Below are 18,767 nucleotides of genomic sequence, written 5' to 3'. Positions count from 1 at the left end.
TTGCTATGAAGGCGGTCAGCTACCGCGCCTACGGCGGACCGGAGGTCCTGGAGTACGGCGAGCTGCCCGAGCCGGTGATCGGCCCGGACGCCGTACTGATCCAGGTCAAGGCCGCCGGGGTGAACCCGGTCGACTGGAAGGCCCAGGCCGGCTATCTGGACGGGATGATCCCCGCCGTCTTCCCGGTGGTGCCCGGCTGGGACGTGTCCGGAGTGGTGGTGCGGCTGGGCGCGGATGTGCCCGGATTCCAGGTCGGCGACGAGGTCATGGGCTATGCCCGGGAGGACTTCCTGTCCCGGGGCACCTACGCCGAGTATGTCGCCGCACCGGTACGAACCCTGGCCCGCAAACCGCGGCGGCTGTCCTTCGAGCAGGCGGCCGGCATCCCGCTGGCCGGGCTGACCGCCTACCAGGCGCTGCGCGCCGTCGACGCCGGCGAGGGCGACACCGTGCTGGTGCACGCCGCCGCCGGCGGGGTGGGCTCGATGGCCGTCCAGCTGGCCCGGCACTTCGGCGCCCGGGTCATCGGCACGGCCGGCGAGCGCAACCACGACTATCTGCGCTCGCTGGGCGCCGAACCGGTGGTCTACGGGGACGGCCTGGCCGAACGGGTCCGGGCGCTGGCGCCCGAGGGCGTGACCGCGGTACTGGACCTGGTCGGCGGCGGGACCATCCGGACCTCACCGGATGTGACCGCCGCCGGCGCCCGGCTGGTGTCCATCGCGGACCCGGAGGTGGCCCGCCTCGGCGGCCGCCTGCTCTGGGTACGCCCGGACGCCGCCCAGCTGTCCACCCTCGCCGAACTGGCCGACCTCGGCGTGTTCGACGTCGAGGTGGCCGAGGTCTTCCCCCTGGAACGAGCCGCGGACGCCCAGCGGCGCAGCGCGGAGGGACACACCCGGGGGAAGCTGATCCTGAAGCCGTAGGGCCTGAGGGGTCCGAGCCGCGTCCGTGCGCCGGGCGCGGCTTCGCGCTACCGGGGGCGCCCCGTAAGGGGCGCGGGGCGGTCGCGCCATGCGGCTCCGCCGCGTGGCGCGACCAGCCATGGACGACCCGCAGCCGAAACGCATCCGGCCGCACCGCGACGGCCCCGCTCAGCCGCGAGCCGCGTACCACTCCCGCAGGAGCCGGAACGCCTCGTACCCATCCGGCACCCAGGGCCACTCCGCCAGCCGCCGTTCCAGCTCCTCCTCGGAGAGGAACGCATGCCAGGCCACCTCCTCGGCCTGCGGCCGTACCGGAAGCTCGCAGCGCACCTCGTAGACGCCGGACCACCAGCTGTGCTCCGGCGTCTCGTACAGAAAGCGGAACAGCGGCGTGGGCACCGGGAGGCCGGTGACGCCGAGTTCCTCGCCGGCCTCGCGCAGGGCCGCCATGTCATAGGACTCGCCGGTGCCCAGCACCCCGCCGACGAACATGTCGTAGTGGGAGGGGAAGACCAGCTTCCGCGCGGTGCGCCGGTGCACGAAGATCCGGTCCTCGGCGTCCCGGACCAGTACAAAGGCACAGCGGTGGCGCAGCCGGCGGGCGTACGCCTCGGCGCGTGGCGCCTGGCCCACCACCCGGTCGTGCTCGTCCACGATGTCCAGCACCTCGTCGGCGGACAGGCCCGGTTGTTCGGTCTGATCGCTCATGGGGTCATTCCAACAGCAGCAGGCCCGCCCCGGCAGCCGTACCGGTCAGTGGGGCTGGAGGTCGTGCACCCGCGCCTCGGCCACCCCGGACGGCATGGCCGGATGGCGGCCGATCAGCACAATGCCCACCACAATGGCCACCATTCCGGCCGCCTGCCAGGCCAGCGCCGCCGGAGTGGTGCGCAGCTGGTCGCCCAGGAAGCCCACGCCGCAGGCGATGCCCGCCAGCGGCTGGGCGGCGGTCAGCGCGGGCAGCGACATCCGCAGCGGCGCCGTCTCAAAGGCGCTCTGCACCAGCACCAGCGCCGTGACGCCGATGACCAGCACCCCATACGGCTGCCAGCTGGTGATGAAGGTGCCCCAGCCGCCGTGCCGGAAGCGTTCGCCGCTGACCCGGGTGAGCGCGTCCTGCACCCCGTACAGCAGCCCGGCGGCCACCGCCAGCAGGGCCGCCTCGGCGCTCATCCGCAGCCGCTTGGCCAGCGCGGTCAGCAGCATGGCCAGGCCCACCATCACGCCGATGATCAGCCAGTGCCGCAGCGGATCGGTGACCGAGCTGCCGCCGTGCGGCCGGCCGGCCACGATAAAGGCGGTCACCCCGCCCGCCAGCAGCCAGAGGCCGCCCCAGCCGGTGCGGCCCAGCGGCTGTTTGGTCTGCCAGCGCGAGAGGGCCATGGCGAACAGCAGATTGGTCGCCAGCAGTGGCTCCACCAGGGAGACCTCGCCCTGGCCCAGGGCGATGGCGCCCAGCACCATGCCGCACACCATCAGCGCGATGCCCGCCACCCAGCGCGGCATCCGCACCAGGTCGAGCAGCAGCCGGAGCGAGAGGAAGTCGCTCATCGGGGCCCGTTGTGCGGCGTTCTGCTGGAGAACGAAGCCGACACCCAGGCAACACGCCGCGCTCACGGCGAAGGCGAAGACCATCACGTCGCGCACCTCAAGACCGGCTGGTCGTCGGAGACTTGACACAAAAACGATAGCCGCCCGGTGGGCTGTGTGACGGACGAGTACCCGTCTTTCGGACGTTCACCCAGGCAAAAGCGGCACCGCCACCGAGGTGCCGGAGTGGCGTGGGGGACCGGCCTTGACGCGAAGCTGTGACTACCGCTTTGCTGTGCGTGATCGCGGCATGAGGCCCGATCGCACCACCGGTCGCACGGACGCCCCGGTACGGCGCCCGTCAGGGACGCATGCCGTGAAGGGCCCCTTTTCCGATGACGCCTCCGCCCTTGGGCCGGCCCCGGCGCAAGGGCGAACCGAGCTTCGACCCCGCGCTGGACGATCTGCCCCTGGTCGCCGCCCGCGACGCCCTGCACAAGGGACGCTGGAGCGACGCCCGCCGGCTGCTGGCCGAAACCGGTGAGGACTGGGACCGCCGCGGCCACCGGCTGGCCGTGCTCGGCGAGGTCCGCACCAGTGTGGCCTGGGCCCGGGAGTGGCAGCTGGCCGAGCCGGACAGCTCCGCCGCCGCCACCCTGCTGGCCTGCGGCACCGTCTTCCGGGCGCTGCGCGGCCAGGACCCGCCGGAGGCGGCCCGGGCCCGCTGTCTGGCCGCCGCCCAGCTGGCCCCGCGCGACCCCACACCCTGGCTGGCCCTGCTCCTCCTGGCCAGGGGCACCGGCACCGACGACGAGCGGGCCCGCGCCTTCGACCAGGTGCGCGCCCGGCACCCGGACCACCATCACGCCCACCATCTGATGGCCGCCTGCCTGGCCGAACACCAGCGGGACGACCGCGACGACCCGTTGCACGAGGTCTATGACTTCGCCGCCTGGGCGGCCGAACAGGCGCCCGCCGACTCGGCGTTGGCGGTGCTGCCGGTGGTGGCGCACGCCGAGCGCTACCGGGTGCTGGCCCGGGCCGGACTGGCCGACCGCGACCCCACCGCCTCCGGGCACTGGACCACCCAGCGGGCCCGCCAGGTGATGAAGGCCGCCTTCGACTGGTGGCTGGAGTGGGACGAGGACGCCGATGACGGCGCCTGCCACCCCCGCCGCAAGATCGACCTCAACTATCTGGCGCACGCCAAGCTGCACGAGGGCCGGCCGGCCGAGGCGGCGGCCCTGCTGGGCCGCATCGGCCCGTATGTCACCCCGGCCCCCTGGAGCTATCCCGACCGGGACCCGCGCCAGGCCCTGCGGGCGGCACGCCGCCTGCTCTTCGGCACCGGATGAGACCGGGCACCGCCCAGCCGCTTCCCCCGTATCCCCTTACGGCCTGTACGGAAGGACGAACCAGTCATGGCAACAGGCACCACGGATGAGATCAGCACCTTCAAGGGACAGGGCGGCAGACTGCGCGCCGACCGCATCGGGGTCGCCGGGCTGCTGATGTCGGTGGTCGCCGCCAGCGCCCCGCTGATGGTGACCACCGGCGGTATGCCGATCACCTTCGGGGTGCTGGGAGTCGTGGGCCAGCCGCTGCTCTATGTGCTCCTCGGAGTGGTGCTGCTGCTGTTCAGCACCGGATACGCGGAGATGAGCCGGCATGTGCACAATGCCGGTGCGTTCTGCGCCTATATCGCCCGCGGCCTGGGCGGCACGGCCGGCGCCGCCTCCTCGGTGGTGGCGCTGGTCTCCTACAGCTCGATGCAGTGCTGTATCTACGGCCTGTTCGGCTTCGAACTGTCCGGACTGCTCCGCAAACACCTGGAGTTGACCGTCTCCTGGTGGATACCGGCGCTACTGGCGGCCGCCGTGGTGGGCGTACTCGGCTGGCTGAAGATCGACATCAATGTGCGGGTACTGGGGGTGCTGCTGCTTATCGAGGTGGTGATGGTGCTCGCCTTCGACATGGCGGGAATCGGCTCGCCGGGCCCGGAAGGGGTGTCCCCGCACGCCTTCGATCCGGCCACCCTCTCCGGACCCGGGCTGGGTACGGCCTTCTGCGGCACCGTCGCCTCCTTCGTCGGCTTCGAACAGGCCGCCGTCTACTCGGAGGAGACCAGCCGGCCGCAGGTCGTGGTGGCCCGGGTCACCTATCTCGCGGTGGTCTTTGTCGCGGTCTTCTTCGCGCTCAGCGCCTGGGCGATCAGCGTGGCCGCCGGGCCCGGACAGGTCTCCGCGCTCTCCCTCAAGGAAGGGCCCAACCTGCTGTTCGCCCTCACCGAGGACCGGCTGGGCGGCGCCTTCACCGAGGTGATGCACGTCTTCTATGTCACCGGGATGTTCGCCGCCATGCTCAGCTTCCACAATGTGGTGGCCCGCTATGCCTTCGCCATGGGACGGGAGGGCCTGCTGCCCGCCGCGGTCGGCCGCACCTCGCGCGCCAGCGGGGCGCCCGCGTACGGCTCGCTGCTGCAGAGCGCGGTGGCGCTGCTGGTGATCGGGGCGTTCGCGGTCACCGACGACCGGCCCGCCGGGGACCCCACGGCGCCGGTGCTGCGGCTGTCCACCTGGCTGGGCAATGTGAGCGCGCTGGGCGTGATCGTGCTGATGACGGCCGCCTCCGCGGCGGTGATCGTCTTCTTTGTCCGCCGTGGCGCCGCCCGCGCCCAGGGCTGGCGCCTGGCGGCCTCCGGCACGGCCGGACTGGCGCTGAGCGTGATCGGCGTTCTCACCGTCCGGGACTTCCACCTCCTGGTGGGCTCGGACGCCGCCTCCCCGCTGCGCTGGCTGCTGCCCGGCATCGTGGGCGCGGCACTGCTGGCCGGGCTGGCGCTGGGAGTGGCCCTGAAGATCCTGCGGCCGGAGGTCCATGCCCGGATCGGCCAGGGGAACGAGGCGTTCCAGCTGGCGAAGGCACTGGCCGAGAAGGCCGGGCCGGGCCGGGGCAGCGCGCCCGGAGAACCGGGGAACCCCGCCTGAGGCGGGATGCCCGCGCCCAGGCATGAGCGCTGAACGGCGGACGGGCCCGCACCCCGGCAGTCCACTCGGGCAGGCTGCCGCGGACCCGGCACAGCCACCGTGGCCGGCGAACGCGGCAGACGGCCCTGGCCGGAAGCACACCGCGGGCTCAGGGAGAGCACCGGTTCGAGGGCCTGCCATCAGCGGGCCATGGTCTGGCGCCGCCCGTCCGGGGAGGGCGTTGGACGCGAGCCCGGCGGGACCGCCGAGACATTGCGCCATGACGTCCGGTCCGTCAGCGGGTGAGGAACGGCGGGAAGCGGGCTCAGGGCCGGTGCGGACCGGTCGGCGGCGGAGGTCAGGCCGCCGAGGCGCCCCTGGAAGACCCGGCGCAGTCCGGACACGTTGCCCTGGATGTGCAGCCGGCCGCCGGCCAGGGCGATCAGAGGGAAGCTGCCGGCCCAGGCGGTGCCCAGCCGGTCCCGGTGCTGCTGGTCAACGGACCCTGGCGGCCGGTGGCGGTCACCGAGCACCGCACCAGCCGGGTGTCACCGTGTTCGGCCTGGAGTACGCGGTGCTCGCCCAGCCGGCCGGACCGGTGGGTGATGACCTGCGCAGCGCCCGGCGGAAGCCGGCCGGCCGCCGTGGCCGCGGATTCCGGATCCGGCAGGACCACGAAATAGGGCGTCCCGGCACCGATTACCACCACTTGGTATGGAGGAGAGGGAAGCAGGGCTCCCCGCCCACGGCGCCGAGCATGCCGGTCTGAATTCACCGCTCTTTCGCCGGATTCGGCGGCTCAGGGAAAGGTGAATCTGCGGTGACTGCACGCACGGGAAACACAGGCCTGGCGGCCAGGCGTAATTCGCGTCCCCCGTGACGCTTTCCCTGCGCTTGATCGTGACTGTATCTACGTTCAAAGTATCGGATCAAGGCCGAAATTCGACTGTACTGTCGCGTGAATTCCGGAATGTCTTGTGTCACTTGGCCCCCTCGGCTGTTTCCGGCCGAGCGGCCCCGGGTCGGCGGCGCCTGGTGTCCCTCTCCTCGTCCGCCCCCGTCGAGCTGCCGAGTTCTGGCGCCGCAGGCGGCCCGGCAGTTTGCAGAAGCTTGATCAACACCATGCATTAGCGGATGATCGCCGTAATGTGGCTGAATTATTCAAGGTGTGCCGAACGCATTGAAGATGGACATCTCGCGGGGTGTGTTCCAGCCGGTGGCAATACTGAGATCGGCCATCCTGGCGGCTTGAGCCGCCCTGTTCGCCGGTGATCTGACCAGCACGGTCCATGCGGCTGTGGCCCACGATCACGCTTCCGTTGGCCGGAATTGATCGCTGTAACCGGCCATCGCCTTCGAATGGCGTGCTAAGAATTCGTCCGGAGCCGCTCCCGCTTGCTGAATTCGTTGGGGCCCGGCCGGGGGAGCGGAAAACATGGATTCACAGTGGAGGTAAAAATGGAGAAGGACTTCGACCTCGATGTCCGCGTGGCTGTTGCCCCGCAGCAGGCCACGCCGGATGGTTTCGCGAGCATCGGTACCACCTGCTGGTCCTGCGGGGGCTCCCAGTGCTGCCCGCTGACCACCCTTCCGTACAACCTTTGCGGGTAACCGACCGGCGCTCGGTCTGACGGCTCCCGGCGCTTTCGCGCCGGGAGCTTCCCGCGAAACGGACGGCAGCCGGGCCGGCACGCCGTTCGGAGTGTGAGCCATGTACTGATGTGAGTCTGGGGGAGTCCGCGGTGGCTGTGCTGGAGTTCGATGCGAGGACCGCCGAGGTGGCCCGGGCCATGGCCGGCCGGCTGGCGGTGTTGGCCGGTGAGGCCGGAGAGGCCGGCGAGCGGACGGGGCGCGAGTCCATGCCGGACGAGGCGAGCCTGGCCACCGGCTACCCGGGGATCGCGCTGTCGCTGTTGCATGCCGGAAGAGTGCTGGCCGAGCCGGCGCTGATTGACGCAGGCCAGGCCCTGCTCCGCCGATCCGCACAGGCCACCGTGGAAAAGCCACTGTCCGGGGCCGGCCTCTACACCGGCACCGCGGGTTTCGCGAGTGTCCTGCTCGACTTCTCGGCGCACGACCCCCGGTATCTGCCGTCGCTGCGCCGGATCGCCGACCGGCTCGGTGAGCAGATCGCGGCCGAGCCGCGCCGGGAGCCCGGGGAGGGCCTGCCGGAACGCGATTTCGACGTCGTCGCCGGCGCCGCCGGTCAACTGGCCGCCGCGGCCAGGCTCTGCGTGGCCCTGGAGTCCACACCCGGCGACCCGGTCCACACCGCGGCCGAGCAGCTGACGGAATATCTCCTGAGCGTGACCGAGCCGGACAGCCGGCAGCGGGTCGGCTGGTTCACGCCGCCGCACCACTACCCGGCCCATCCCGGGTTCAAGGAGCAGAACCCGCACGGGCTGTACAACCTGGGCTTCGCACACGGCCTGCCCGGCATCATCTCGGCGCTGTGCGCCGCGGCCGCCGCCGGGATCGGAGGCTCCGCTCCCGCCGAAGGTCTCGCGCGGACCACGGCCTGGCTGGTCCGGCACCGCCTCGCGGACGACCTGCCCGGAGCCGCCTGGCCCAGTTTCCTCCAGGCCGAGGAGGGGACGGGACGGCCCGTCACCCCGGCCGGCCGGCGGTCCGCGCGCGCGGCCTGGTGCTATGGAGCTCCGGGAATCGGCATCTCCCTGCTGAGCGCGGCCAAGGTCCTGGGCGACAACGGCCTTGAGGAGACGGCGGTCGGGGCATTGCAGCGGGTGGTGGACTGGGCTCCGGCCGAGCGGTTCATCTTCGCGCCCAACCTCTGCCACGGACACGCCGGACTGCTGACCGTCTATCAACGCGCCTACGCGGCAACGGGCTTGGCGTCCTTCCGCACCATGGCCGAGGACTCGCTGTCCGCCGTGCTGTCGCTGGTGGACGAGGACCGTCCCTACCTGGTGGCGGACGAGCCCGAGCGGGGTCAACGCGTTGATGACCCGGGATTCCTCAATGGCGCGGCCGGCGTGCTGCTCGCGCTCTGCGGGGCGCTCTCGCCGCAGGCGGCCGGGTGGGACGAGATCTTCTTCCTCACCCCGGCCTGACCGCGACCCCAACTGACGTACGTCGTAACGCCTTGCACAAGCACAGTAAGGAATCAGCGTGATCCGTCGGAAGCCCGAGAGCGACGACCCGAAGCCGGAGAGAAGCCGGAACCACATCGCACGGGATTTCTTCCTGCTGCGCGCGCCGGGCCTGCCGACTAGGGGCCTGACGGACCTGCTGGCCACCTCGGGGCCGGCCGGCACGGACCCGGCGGAGTGGGAGGCCGGCTATCTGAAGGGGCTGCTGGAGCTGTGGGCAAGGCCCGGGGTCCGCTCGGCGATCTCAACCGCGGCACCGGACCTGGCCCGGGCCGTGGCGGGCATCGACACGCTCTCGGACCGGGACCGGCGGCGCGCGATGATGAGCCTGGGCCGGTACCTCAACCGGATGAGCGTGCGGCCGACCCCGCTGGGCACCGTGGCCGGTGTCGCCCTGGGCACGTTCCCCGAACAGGGCGCCGCCGCGCCGCCCGCCCGGCTGGGCGTCCCCGCGATCAGCACCGCCGTGGCCAGACCGGACATGGGCTGGGTGCTGCACCTGTTCAAGGCGGTCACCGACACACCGCGGATCCGGCCCGAACTGGAGCTGCGCGCCAATGACTTGATCCATCGCGGCCGGGGCAGGGTCTGGCTGCCCACGGCCGATGCCTACGGCGAGGGATCGCGCCGCTCGGCCTCCGTCCGCTGGACCCCGGCCGTCCAGGCGGTCCTGGAGTCGGCCCGCACCCCGAAGACCTTCGGTGAACTGCGGGACGAACTGGGGCGGCGGTATCCGGGGGTCCCGGCGGACAAGGTCACCGCGCTTCTCGGCCGGCTGGTCGAGCTGGACTTCCTGATCACCGCGCGCCGGCCGGCCCTGCTGGAGAGCTCGGCGCAGCCGCCGCTCTCCGCCCAGCTGGCGACCGCCTACGACAGCGAAGCGATCGCCGCACTGAAATCCGCCGAATCCGCGATGACCGCGTTCAACAAGACCGGCGAGGTGACCGCCCTGGAGGCGCTCCAGGAGGAGATCGCCCCGCTGGCAGGGCAGGTGAGCGGGGACTACGGCGGACCCCTGCTGCGGATCGACGCCCGGCTGGATCTCCCCGCCCCGCCCGTCCTGCCGGCCGAGGTGAAGACGCTGGCGGAGGAGACCGCCGACATCCTGACCACGGTGGGCGGCGTCTACCGGTACCCGTCATCGCTGCGCGACTACGCGACGGCGTTCACCGAGCGCTATGGCGCACAGGCGGAGGTGCCGGTCCTGGAGGTGCTGTCCGAGGAGACCGGCCTCGGTGCGCCGACCGGTTATCAAAGCCCGCCGCGGTCCTTTGAGTTGCAGCCCGCGACCACGCGTGACCGGGGCAGGGAGGACCGGGACGCGGTCCTGGAGCGGCTCGTCGCCGACGCACTCAGCCGTGGCAGTCTCGAGGCGATCCTCGACGAGCGGTGGATCGCCGAGCTGACGAGTCACGACAACCGGCCCCTGACGCCCGCGGTCGATGTGCACCTGCAGCTGATACCGCCGACGGCACCGGGGTGCGGCTGGCGCGGTGTGGTCACCGACACCGCGGTGGCGCATGGCGGCCGGACCTTCGCCCGGTTCCACGACCTGCTCGGCTCCGAGGGACGCCAGGGCCTGCGGGAGCTGGCCGAAGCCGAGGCGGCGCTGCTGCCCGGGGTCGCGGTGGTGGAACTCACCTACCTGCCGGAGAAGGCCCGGGCCGCGAATGTCTCGGTCCGTCCGGCGGTACGGACGTTGGAGCTGCCGGTCAATGTGGCACCGGGGCGGCCCGCGCATGAGGTGGTCGCGCTCGAGGACGTGGTCATCGGGGTGCGCCAGGGACGGCTGTACCTGCACAGCCCGGTCCTCGGATGCGATCTGCACATCACCCAGCACACCATGCTCAACCCGCTGATGGCGCCGAACGTCTGCCGCTTCCTGACCGACGTCTCCGCGGCGGCCTTCCGAGGCGTCTCGTCGTTCGACTGGGGCACCCTGGCCCACAGCATGCCGTTCCTGCCCCGGGTCGTCCGGCGGAACCTGGTGCTGAGGCGGGCGCGCTGGCTGCTCTCCGCCTCCGGGCTGCCGGCCGGCTGTACCGGCTCGCCGGAAGCCTTCACCGCGGCCGTCGCGGCCTGGCGCGAGCAGTGGAATGTGCCGCGTCTCGCCTTTCTCACCCAGGGCGACAACACCATCCTGCTCGACCTGGACAGTGCCCCCTCGCTGGAGGAGCTGCGGCTGGCCGCCGCCCGGGACGCCACGGCCTTTGTCCTGCGGATCGAGGAGGCGCTGCCGGGGCCCGAGGACGGCTTCCTGCGGGACACGGCCGGTGCGCCCTTTGTCGCGGAGGTCGTGGTCCCCGTGGTGAGCGCGCGGCAGGCACCGGCCCCCCGGGCGGCGGCCGTCGCACGCCGGCGGATCACCGAGGCCGAGCGGTCGCGGCCGGTCGGCGGGGAGTGGGTCTACGCCAAGCTGTATATGGAGCCCGACGCGCAGGACGCCTTCCTGGTCGAGGAGGTGACGGCGCTGACGCGCTCGCTCGCCGACCGCCGGCTCGCCGGCCACCCCTTCTACCTCCGGTACGGCGATCCCGCTCCGCATCTGCGGCTGCGCTTCCGGGCAGCCGATCCGGCCCGGTCCGCCGGACTGCTGGCCGAGGTCGCGCAGTGGGCCCATGGCCTCACCGTCGAGGGCCGGATCCTGGACGTCGCCTTCGCGACCTACCGCCGTGAGGTCGAGCGCTACGGCGGTCCCGACCTGATCGACACCGCCGAGGAGCTGTTCCGCGCGGACAGCGCCGCGACCCTGTCCCTGCTGCGGCACCTCGCCGCGCCGGCCCCGGCGGGCGAGTCCCCGCTGGACCGGACCGCCCTGACCGTGCTCAGTCTGGAGGCCATCGGCCGGGTGCTGGTCCCCGACTTCGGCGAGCGGCACGATCTGGTGCGGTCGACGGCCGGCTCCCGGGCCGGTGGCACGGAGTACCGGGCCGTCGCCGGTCGGCTCTGGCAGGGCTACACCGCGCCCGGCGGCGAGGCCGCGGCACTCCAACAGGTCAGCAGCGCATGGCGGTTGGCGGGGGCCGGATACACCGCCAGGGCCGCCGGACTCGCCGAGGCCGGCGAACTCTGGTCGGACCAGCGGTCCATCCTCGGCAGCCTGTTCCATATGCACTGCAATCGGATGGGCCTGCGCGGTGCGCAGGAGGAAACCGCCTACGGCATGTGGCGCCGTCTGCTCGACCGGGCCGCCGCGACCCAGGGCGCGGCAGCGGCGAGGAAACCCCGGTGAGCCCCGGCTCCCGGCTCCGGCGGATGGCGGCCGCGCCGAAGCCGGGCCTGGCGGTGCTGGGCCAGTCCTGGCGCTGCGACCGCGCCGGAACCGCTCAGGTGGTCCTGATCTCGCTGATCGTCGGCATCCTGCCGGCCGCCCAGGTCAAGCTCACGGCGGACTTCGCGGCCGCCCTGCTGCGTGCGGCCGGCGGCTCGCACGCACAGGTCCGGAACATCCTGTACTACGTGGCCCTGCTGGGCCTGCTGGGCCTCGGCTCACAGCTGCTGACCCTGCTGCAGAGCCGGGCCATGCAGCGCTGCCAGAGCAAGCTCTCGGCCCACCTGTCCGACGAAATCATCAGCCGCGCGAGTCTGTTCACGCTCTCCCAGGTGGAGGACCCGAGCGTGCAGGACTCGCTGCAACGGGCCGTCCGGGAGGTGGGGTTCCGGCCCGGGATGATGCTCTCCCAGGTGGTGCAGGCGGCGACCCCGATGGTCACCTTCACCTCGGTCGGCGCGATCCTGTGGACCCTGGACTACCGGGTCGCGCTGCTGGCCATGCTCGCCCCGTTCCCCACGGTGGTCGCGCAGATGCTGCAGGGCCGCCGCACCCATGCGCTGGAGCACGGCCGCTCCGAGGAGCGGCGCCGGCTCACCTACTGGCAGCACCTGGCCTCACAGCCGAACTCGATGAAGGAGGTGCTGGCCTTCCGGCTCGCCCCGGTGGTCCTCACCAACCACCGGCAGCTGCTGGCCCGGATCGTCGGCGCGGACCTGCGGCTGGCGAACCGGAACTTCCGCCTCTCCGTCCCCCTGGTGATCCTGACCGCGGTGCTGACCGTCTCCGCGCAGGCCACGGCGATCCTGGTGAGCACCGACACCCGGCATGTGGCGGGTCTGCTGGCGGTGATCCAGGCGATCAGCATGCTGCAGGCCAGCATGCAGCAGCTCTTCGGTTCGCTGTCCGGGATGTATGTCAACCAGCTCTACCTGCGCAACGTCAATGAGTTCCTGGCGATCCGGCACACACCACTCCCGCAGGGGGAGCTGGCCTTCCCCCAGGAGATCAGCAGCGGCATCGAGTTCCATGAGGTGTCCTTCAGCTACCCCGGCAGCGAGCGACGCGCTCTGGACAAGGTCTCGTTCACGCTGAAGCCCGGGCAGGTGACGGCGATCGTCGGCCTGAACGGCGCGGGGAAGTCCACCCTCGGCAAGCTCCTCGGCCGCCTCTACGAGCCGACCGAGGGCCAGATCACCGTCGACGGCGCGCCGCTCACCGGCTTCCGGCTGGACAGCCTGCGCGACCGGTTCTCCTATGTCTTCCAGAACTACGTCGAGTACCAGCTCTCGGTGGGCGAGAACATCTCGCTCGGCATGGTGCACGAGGACGGACAGGACACCGGCCGGGTCGAGGACGCGGCCCGTGAGGTGGCGATGCACGAGCACATCACCGCCCTCCCACAGGGCTACCGGACCCAGGCCGGGAAGCTGTTCACCGGCGGCGTGGAGTTCTCCGGCGGCCAGTGGCAGCGCCTGGCCATCGCCCGGAGCCTGGTGCGCTCGGCCAGCGTGCGGGTCATGGACGAGCCGACCGCCGCCCTGGACACCCTCACCGAGGCGGAGCTGCTCAACACCCTGACCGCGGCCTCGCCCGGCCGGGTTTCGCTGCTGATCGCCCACCGCTTCTCGTCCGTGCTCCGCGCGGACCGGGTGCTGGTCTTCGACCACGGCCGGCTGGTCGAGGACGGTGACCACCAGGAGCTGATGAGCCTCGGCGGCCTGTACGCGCGGATGTACCGGGCGCAGGCCGCCGGCTATGAACCGGCGACCGGAGCCGGGACGGGAGCCCGATGATGAAACTCACCGCGTTCGACCAGGTGCTCGTCTACGGTGCGACCGGCCCGGCCGGCGCCGCCAGGGAATCGGTCCGGCTGGCCGTGGCGGCGGAGCGCCTGGGCTACGACCGGTTCTGGGTCGCCGAACATCACGGCGCGACCAGCGGCTGCGGTTCTCCCGAGGTGCTGGTCAGCGCCGCCGCGGCCGCGACCGGCACCATCCGGGTGGGCACCGCCTCGGTACTGCTGCCGCACTACGCGCCATTGAAGGTGGCGACCACCTTCAATCTGCTGGAACGGCTCTACCCCGGGCGGATCGACCTTGGCATCGGCCGCGGCCCCGGCGCCGCCGAGGCGGTCACCCGGCTGCTCGCGCGGGAGGGCGAGGCCCCATACGAGGAGAAGATCGAACAACTGCTGGCCCATGTCACGGCCGGGACGGACCTGCTGCCCGACTCCGCGCCGCCGCAGCTGTGGCTGACCGGCGCCGGCCCCGGCGGGGCGTACCTCGCCGCCCGCCATGGACTGCCGTTCTGCCTGGCGCAGTTCGCCCATGGCACCCCGCGGCCGGAGATCGTCGAGCTGTACCGGGAGCACTTCCGCCCGGGCCCGCTCGGGGCCGCCCCGCGCGTCGCCATCGCCGTTCGGGTGGCCTGCGCGGACGACCCGCGGGACGTCCACCTCATGCGCTCCGGCCTCGCCTGGGCCGCCACCGCGTCGGGCCGCAGGACCCTTCCGTCCTGGGACGAGCTCCACACCCTGGCGCCGTCCATGTCCTCGCCGGACGCGGCCCCGGGCGATATGTCCCTGCTGGCCGGGGTCCCCGCCGAGGTGGCCGAGCGGCTCACCGCCCTGACCACGGCCTACGCCCCCGACGAACTCGCGGTCACCGCCTTCTGCCCCGACCTCGGCCGCAGGATCCGGCTCTTCGAACTGGTCCGCGCCATGGTCCCGGCCACCGGCTGTTCCTGACCCCGGGCCGGGCCTTCACACCAGCGCCCGGAAACGCAGAAGACCCCTGATGAACAGGGGTCTTCACTGGTGTCCGAGGGGGGACTTGAACCCCCACGCCCGATAAAGGGCACTAGCACCTCAAGCTAGCGCGTCTGCCATTCCGCCACCCGGACCAGGTGTCTGTCTCGGCGGGGTGTTCCCCGCGGCGACATGGAAAACAATACCAAACATCCAACGGTGCTCGATCACCCCGGAGAGCTGGGCCGATGCCGGACCTTGGCGGGTATGTGACGGCAATGTTGCGGCCTTGGGCGCCGGCCGCCGGAGGGGGAGGATGGCGGGGAGCCGCCGGCCCGGGGGAAGGGGGCGGTGGCGCCGAGCAGGCACGAGCAAGGAGGAGGCAGGCGTGAGTGAGTCGAGTCCGGCGCGCGGGGGAGTGCACCCCGGTGCCGAGGACGAGGTCGTGGAGCTGTGCCGGGACCTGATCCGGATCGACACCAGCAACTACGGCGACCACTCCGGGCCGGGTGAGCGGGCGGCCGCCGAGTATGTGGCGGAGAAGCTGGCCGAGGTGGGCCTGGAGCCGCGGATCTTCGAGTCGCACCCGGGCAGGGCCTCCACGGTGGCCCGGATCGAGGGAGAGGATCCGTCCCGGCCGGCCCTGCTGATCCACGGGCACACCGATGTGGTCCCGGCCAACGCCGCCGACTGGACCTACGACCCCTTCGCCGGCGAGATCGCCGACGGCTGTCTGTGGGGACGCGGCGCGGTGGACATGAAGGACATGGACGCCATGACGCTGGCCGTGATCCGCGACCGGCTGCGCTCCGGCCGCAAGCCGCCGCGTGATGTGGTGGTGGCCTTCCTGGCGGATGAGGAGGCCGGCGGCACCTATGGCGCCCGCTTCCTGGTGGACCGGCACCCCGAGCTGTTCGAGGGGGTCACCGAGGCGATCAGCGAGGTGGGCGGCTTCTCCTTCACCGTCAACGAGAACCTGCGGCTGTATCTGATCGAGACCGCCCAGAAGGGCATGCACTGGATGCGGCTGACCGTGGACGGCACCGCCGGCCATGGCTCGATGACCAACACCGACAACGCCATCACCGAGCTGTGCGAGGCGGTGGCGCGGCTGGGCCGGCACCAGTTCCCGGTCCGGGTGACCAAGACCGTGCGGTCCTTCCTGGACGAGCTGTCCGATGCCCTGGGCACCCCGCTGGACCCGGACGACATGGAGGCCACCCTGGCCAAGCTCGGCGGGATAGCGAAGATCATCGGAGCCACGCTCCGCAACACCGCCAACCCGACCATGCTGGGCTCCGGTTACAAGGTCAATGTGATCCCGGGTCAGGCCACCGCGCATGTGGACGGGCGCTTCCTGCCGGGCTACGAGGAGGAGTTCCTGGCCGACCTGGACCGGATCCTGGGGCCGCGGGTCAGGCGCGAGGATGTGCACGCCGACAAGGCGCTGGAGACCGGCTTCGACGGAGACCTGGTCGCCGCGATGCAGACCGCGCTGCGGGCCGAGGACCCGGTGGCGCGGGCGGTGCCGTACATGCTCTCCGGCGGCACCGACGCCAAGTCCTTCGACGACCTGGGCATCCGCGGCTTCGGGTTCGCCCCACTGAAGCTGCCGCCGGAGCTGGACTTCGCCGGAATGTTCCACGGGGTTGACGAGCGCGTACCAGTGGACGGTCTGAAATTCGGGGCGCGGGTGCTCGATCGCTTCCTGGACGAGTGCTGAACTCTCCCTGGTTTGTGCGTTGTTGATGTTTCTCTCACCGGAAAGAGTGAACGGGCTGAAGGTTACGTAGCCGGGTTTCCCTGTTGTCGTTACAGATGTGCGGTCCGCGGCTGGGACCGCATTTCCAACCAGGAGGAATCCCATGCTCAAGAAGGTCGTCGCCACCGCGGCTGCCACCGGTGGTCTGCTGCTCGCGGGCGCCGGGCTGGCCGCCGCCGACTCGGGTGCTCAGGGCGCTGCCGTGAACTCCCCCGGCGTCGTCTCGGGCAACGTTGTCCAGGTCCCGGTCGAGGTGCCGGTGAACGTCTGCGGCAACACCATCAACGTCGTCGGTCTGCTGAACCCCGCCACTGGCAACGTCTGCGTCAACAAGTGACGTCGCTCCTCGCCGATTTCCCCTTCCGGATTCGGTGAGGAAGTGGACCGGTCGGCTCCGGAGAGCGCGGGAGGCGCCCCGGGGCCGACGGGCTATTCGACTGAACTTTCCCGCGCAGAGCTGTGCGCCCGCGCGGAATCCGCTAGGCAAGCCATAGGCAAGAGCAGCACAGGAGGGGCAAAAGCAATGCGACAGGTCACCAAGAAGGGCCTGATGACCGTGGCCGCGGCGGGCAGTGTGCTCGCCGCCACGGGGGGGTACGCGTACGCGAGCGGCGCCGACGGCGTCGCCTCGCACTCGCCGGGCGTCGGGTCCGGGAACACCGTCCAGGTGCCGGTCGAGGTGCCGGTGAACGTCTGCGGTAACACCGTGAACGTGGTCGGCCTGCTCAACCCGGCCTCGGGCAACCAGTGTTCCAACGGTTCCGAGGGCCGTCACCATGGACGGCACGGGCACCACGGGCACGGCGGCCAGGGCCGTCACGAGGGGGGCTGGAGCTCCGGGCACCAGGCCGAGGGCCGGGCCGAGGGCTCGCCCGGTGTGGCCTCCGGCAATGTGGTGCAGGCGCCGGTGGACGTTCCGGTCAACGCCTGCGGGCTGTCCGTGGACGTGGTCGGCATCGGCAACCCCGCGATGGGCAACGACTGCGTCAACGGCGGTGACACCGTCCACCGGGAGCACGGCGGACCGGAGCACCCGCAGCCGCACCAGCCGCCCTGCGACCACGGTGACGAGCACCACCCCGGGCAGCACAACCCGCCCGCGCAGCACCACAACCCGCCGCAGGGTGAGCACGCGCCGCCCGCCGAGCACTCGGTGCACCACAACCCGGCCGGGCCCGCCCAGCCGGTTACCGAGGTGAAGGACGCGCACCGCCCCGCCCAGCACGCGGCGGCCCCCGAGGTGGACAGCGCCACCCAGCTCGCCCACACCGGTGCGGCCGGGCTGGGCGCGGCCGGCGCGGCCAGCGCCGGGCTGCTGCTCGGCGGCACCATGCTCTACCGCCGGACGCGCGCCGGACAGAACTGACCGTTACCCCAGGTCGTACAGAGCGGGCCCCGCCGATGCGGGGCCCGCTCTGTCATGTCGCACCGGGCTCACCAGGTGGGGCGCAGTTGACGGATGATGCGCCGCTTCAGCCGCACTCTGCGACTGCCGTCGGGGTAGAGGCGCAGGCGGTCCAACTCCCAGTGTCCGTACTCGGCGTGGTCGGTCAGCAGGCGTGTGGCGGCACCTCGGGAGACCCCTCGCGGCACATACACATCACAGAATTCGTATTCCGGCATCGCATCTATTGTGCGGGAACAGGCCCGGTACGGATAGCGTCTGCACTATGTCTGATGCTGCGCAGCCAACCGCCGCTGAGGTACGGGCCGCCGCCGAGGCGGTCAAAGCCGCTCTGGACCGCCACCTGGACGCCGTCGAGCGCCGTTCGGGAGAGGAGGACCCGGCCGTCTACGCCGCGTTCAACGAGCTGGCCGCGGCAGCCGAGGCGTACGACGAGCTGCTCTATGACGTCTATGACGAGGTCACGCCGTTCGAGATTCCCGGCGATGACACCCTGCCCGCCTACGCGGGTCCGGAGGAGCCCAGCGCGCTGAGCGTGCTGATCCGCCGGGACTATGCGGTGGCCGAGCCCCAGCGTCTGCTGGCGCAGGCCCAGCGGGTGGCCGACCTGGATCCGGACGCCCCGGACCTGGACACCGATGCCCGGGGCGGCACCGGACTGGTCGGCAGCAGTCTGCACGCGGCGCTCGGGGTGCTCTTCGGTGAGTACGAACCCGATGAAATCGCCTCCCGGCACAAGGAGTTCGGGCTGGAGGAGGGCGATTCCACGCTCTGGGTGGCGGCCCTGGACGAGCTGGCCGAGCCGGGGGAGTGGCTGGCGGCGCCGTTCGACCAGGCGGATCCGCAGCGGGTGGTCTGCCGCTTCGATGTCAGCGCGGTCTTCGACGAGGAGCTTGAGGAGCTCGATGATCTCGACGACGACGGTGACGTCGGGGACGACGGCCTCGATGATCCGATGGACGACGAGGGCCTGGACGAGCTGGAGGCCGTCGACCTGGAGGAGGACGGCCGGGCTCCGGGCCGGGCCACCTGACCCGGCCCGGAGCGG

General features: G+C 71.6%; 17 protein-coding genes and 1 tRNA gene. 13 read left to right on the top strand and 5 right to left on the bottom strand.

The genetic code is table 11. From position 1 onward, the window contains the following. Nucleotides 1-5: 5 nt before the first annotated feature. On the top strand, nucleotides 6-926 hold the full coding sequence (locus tag ACIHFE_RS23055) for an NADP-dependent oxidoreductase (RefSeq protein WP_400109124.1): 921 nt from the start codon (nucleotides 6-8) through the stop codon (nucleotides 924-926). A gap of 168 nt (nucleotides 927-1,094) precedes the next feature. Here ACIHFE_RS23055 and ACIHFE_RS23050 read toward each other — a convergent pair whose 3' ends face one another. Further along, nucleotides 1,095-1,634: an NUDIX hydrolase gene (locus ACIHFE_RS23050; protein WP_400109123.1), complete on the bottom strand. Its 540-nt coding sequence runs from the start codon at nucleotides 1,632-1,634 to the stop codon at nucleotides 1,095-1,097. 45 nt (nucleotides 1,635-1,679) lie between these two features. After that, nucleotides 1,680-2,561, bottom strand: coding sequence for a DMT family transporter (locus tag ACIHFE_RS23045; protein WP_400109302.1), 882 nt, complete (start codon nucleotides 2,559-2,561; stop codon nucleotides 1,680-1,682). Between the two features lie 290 nt (nucleotides 2,562-2,851). On the opposite strand from ACIHFE_RS23045, the gene ACIHFE_RS23040 reads away from it, so the two are divergent. Next, nucleotides 2,852-3,811: a hypothetical protein gene (locus tag ACIHFE_RS23040; protein WP_400109121.1), complete on the top strand. Its 960-nt coding sequence runs from the start codon at nucleotides 2,852-2,854 to the stop codon at nucleotides 3,809-3,811. A gap of 66 nt (nucleotides 3,812-3,877) precedes the next feature. Beyond that, nucleotides 3,878-5,443, top strand: a complete 1,566-nt coding sequence (locus ACIHFE_RS23035) for an APC family permease (protein WP_400109120.1) — start codon at nucleotides 3,878-3,880, stop codon at nucleotides 5,441-5,443. A gap of 179 nt (nucleotides 5,444-5,622) precedes the next feature. Here the strand turns inward: ACIHFE_RS23035 and ACIHFE_RS23030 are convergent, their stop codons facing one another. After that, nucleotides 5,623-5,955 (bottom strand): hypothetical protein, encoded by a 333-nt coding sequence (locus tag ACIHFE_RS23030; RefSeq protein ID WP_400109118.1) that lies wholly within the window; start codon nucleotides 5,953-5,955, stop codon nucleotides 5,623-5,625. Nucleotides 5,956-5,975: 20 nt separating this feature from the next. Here ACIHFE_RS23030 and ACIHFE_RS23025 point away from each other — a divergent pair, with 20 nt between their 5' ends. The 6 genes from ACIHFE_RS23025 (at nucleotide 5,976) to ACIHFE_RS23000 (ending at nucleotide 14,552) form a co-directional block, all read left to right on the top strand. After that, nucleotides 5,976-6,191, top strand: coding sequence for a hypothetical protein (locus tag ACIHFE_RS23025; protein ID WP_400109116.1), 216 nt, complete (start codon nucleotides 5,976-5,978; stop codon nucleotides 6,189-6,191). A gap of 689 nt (nucleotides 6,192-6,880) precedes the next feature. Next, nucleotides 6,881-7,033: an FDLD family class I lanthipeptide gene (locus ACIHFE_RS23020; protein ID WP_400109114.1), complete on the top strand. Its 153-nt coding sequence runs from the start codon at nucleotides 6,881-6,883 to the stop codon at nucleotides 7,031-7,033. A gap of 131 nt (nucleotides 7,034-7,164) precedes the next feature. After that, a complete protein-coding gene (locus tag ACIHFE_RS23015; RefSeq protein WP_400109112.1) occupies nucleotides 7,165-8,493 on the top strand; it encodes a lanthionine synthetase C family protein in 1,329 nt (442 codons plus the stop codon). Between the two features lie 58 nt (nucleotides 8,494-8,551). Next, entirely contained in the window at nucleotides 8,552-11,764 is a 3,213-nt protein-coding gene (locus ACIHFE_RS23010; protein ID WP_400109110.1) for a lantibiotic dehydratase, read from the top strand. Continuing rightward, a complete protein-coding gene (locus ACIHFE_RS23005; RefSeq protein WP_400109109.1) occupies nucleotides 11,761-13,599 on the top strand; it encodes an ABC transporter ATP-binding protein in 1,839 nt (612 codons plus the stop codon). The genes ACIHFE_RS23010 and ACIHFE_RS23005 overlap by 4 nt, the downstream gene beginning before the upstream one ends. Then, nucleotides 13,599-14,552: an MsnO8 family LLM class oxidoreductase gene (locus ACIHFE_RS23000; RefSeq protein WP_400109107.1), complete on the top strand. Its 954-nt coding sequence runs from the start codon at nucleotides 13,599-13,601 to the stop codon at nucleotides 14,550-14,552. Before ACIHFE_RS23005 ends, ACIHFE_RS23000 begins: the two co-directional genes overlap by 1 nt. A gap of 67 nt (nucleotides 14,553-14,619) precedes the next feature. On the opposite strand, the gene ACIHFE_RS22995 is transcribed toward ACIHFE_RS23000, so the two are convergent. Beyond that, a tRNA-Leu gene (locus ACIHFE_RS22995) sits at nucleotides 14,620-14,707 on the bottom strand. A gap of 233 nt (nucleotides 14,708-14,940) precedes the next feature. Between ACIHFE_RS22995 and ACIHFE_RS22990 the strand changes: the two genes are divergently transcribed. The 3 genes from ACIHFE_RS22990 (at nucleotide 14,941) to ACIHFE_RS22980 (ending at nucleotide 17,680) form a co-directional block, all read left to right on the top strand. Beyond that, a complete protein-coding gene (locus ACIHFE_RS22990; RefSeq protein WP_400109106.1) occupies nucleotides 14,941-16,275 on the top strand; it encodes a M20/M25/M40 family metallo-hydrolase in 1,335 nt (444 codons plus the stop codon). A gap of 142 nt (nucleotides 16,276-16,417) precedes the next feature. Next, nucleotides 16,418-16,651, top strand: coding sequence for a chaplin ChpH (chpH, locus tag ACIHFE_RS22985; RefSeq protein ID WP_400109105.1), 234 nt, complete (start codon nucleotides 16,418-16,420; stop codon nucleotides 16,649-16,651). Nucleotides 16,652-16,837: 186 nt separating this feature from the next. Then, entirely contained in the window at nucleotides 16,838-17,680 is an 843-nt protein-coding gene (locus tag ACIHFE_RS22980; RefSeq protein WP_400109103.1) for a chaplin, read from the top strand. Nucleotides 17,681-17,748: 68 nt separating this feature from the next. On the opposite strand, the gene ACIHFE_RS22975 is transcribed toward ACIHFE_RS22980, so the two are convergent. Continuing rightward, nucleotides 17,749-17,937: a DUF5703 family protein gene (locus ACIHFE_RS22975; RefSeq protein WP_400109102.1), complete on the bottom strand. Its 189-nt coding sequence runs from the start codon at nucleotides 17,935-17,937 to the stop codon at nucleotides 17,749-17,751. Between the two features lie 47 nt (nucleotides 17,938-17,984). Here ACIHFE_RS22975 and ACIHFE_RS22970 point away from each other — a divergent pair, with 47 nt between their 5' ends. After that, nucleotides 17,985-18,752: a hypothetical protein gene (locus ACIHFE_RS22970; protein ID WP_400109100.1), complete on the top strand. Its 768-nt coding sequence runs from the start codon at nucleotides 17,985-17,987 to the stop codon at nucleotides 18,750-18,752. Nucleotides 18,753-18,767: the final 15 nt, after the last annotated feature.

Origin of the sequence: Streptomyces sp. NPDC052396, from assembly GCF_044593195.1 — a bacterium.
Lineage (GTDB): Bacteria > Actinomycetota > Actinomycetes > Streptomycetales > Streptomycetaceae > Streptomyces.
This window is presented reverse-complemented; position numbering and strand designations above follow the sequence as displayed.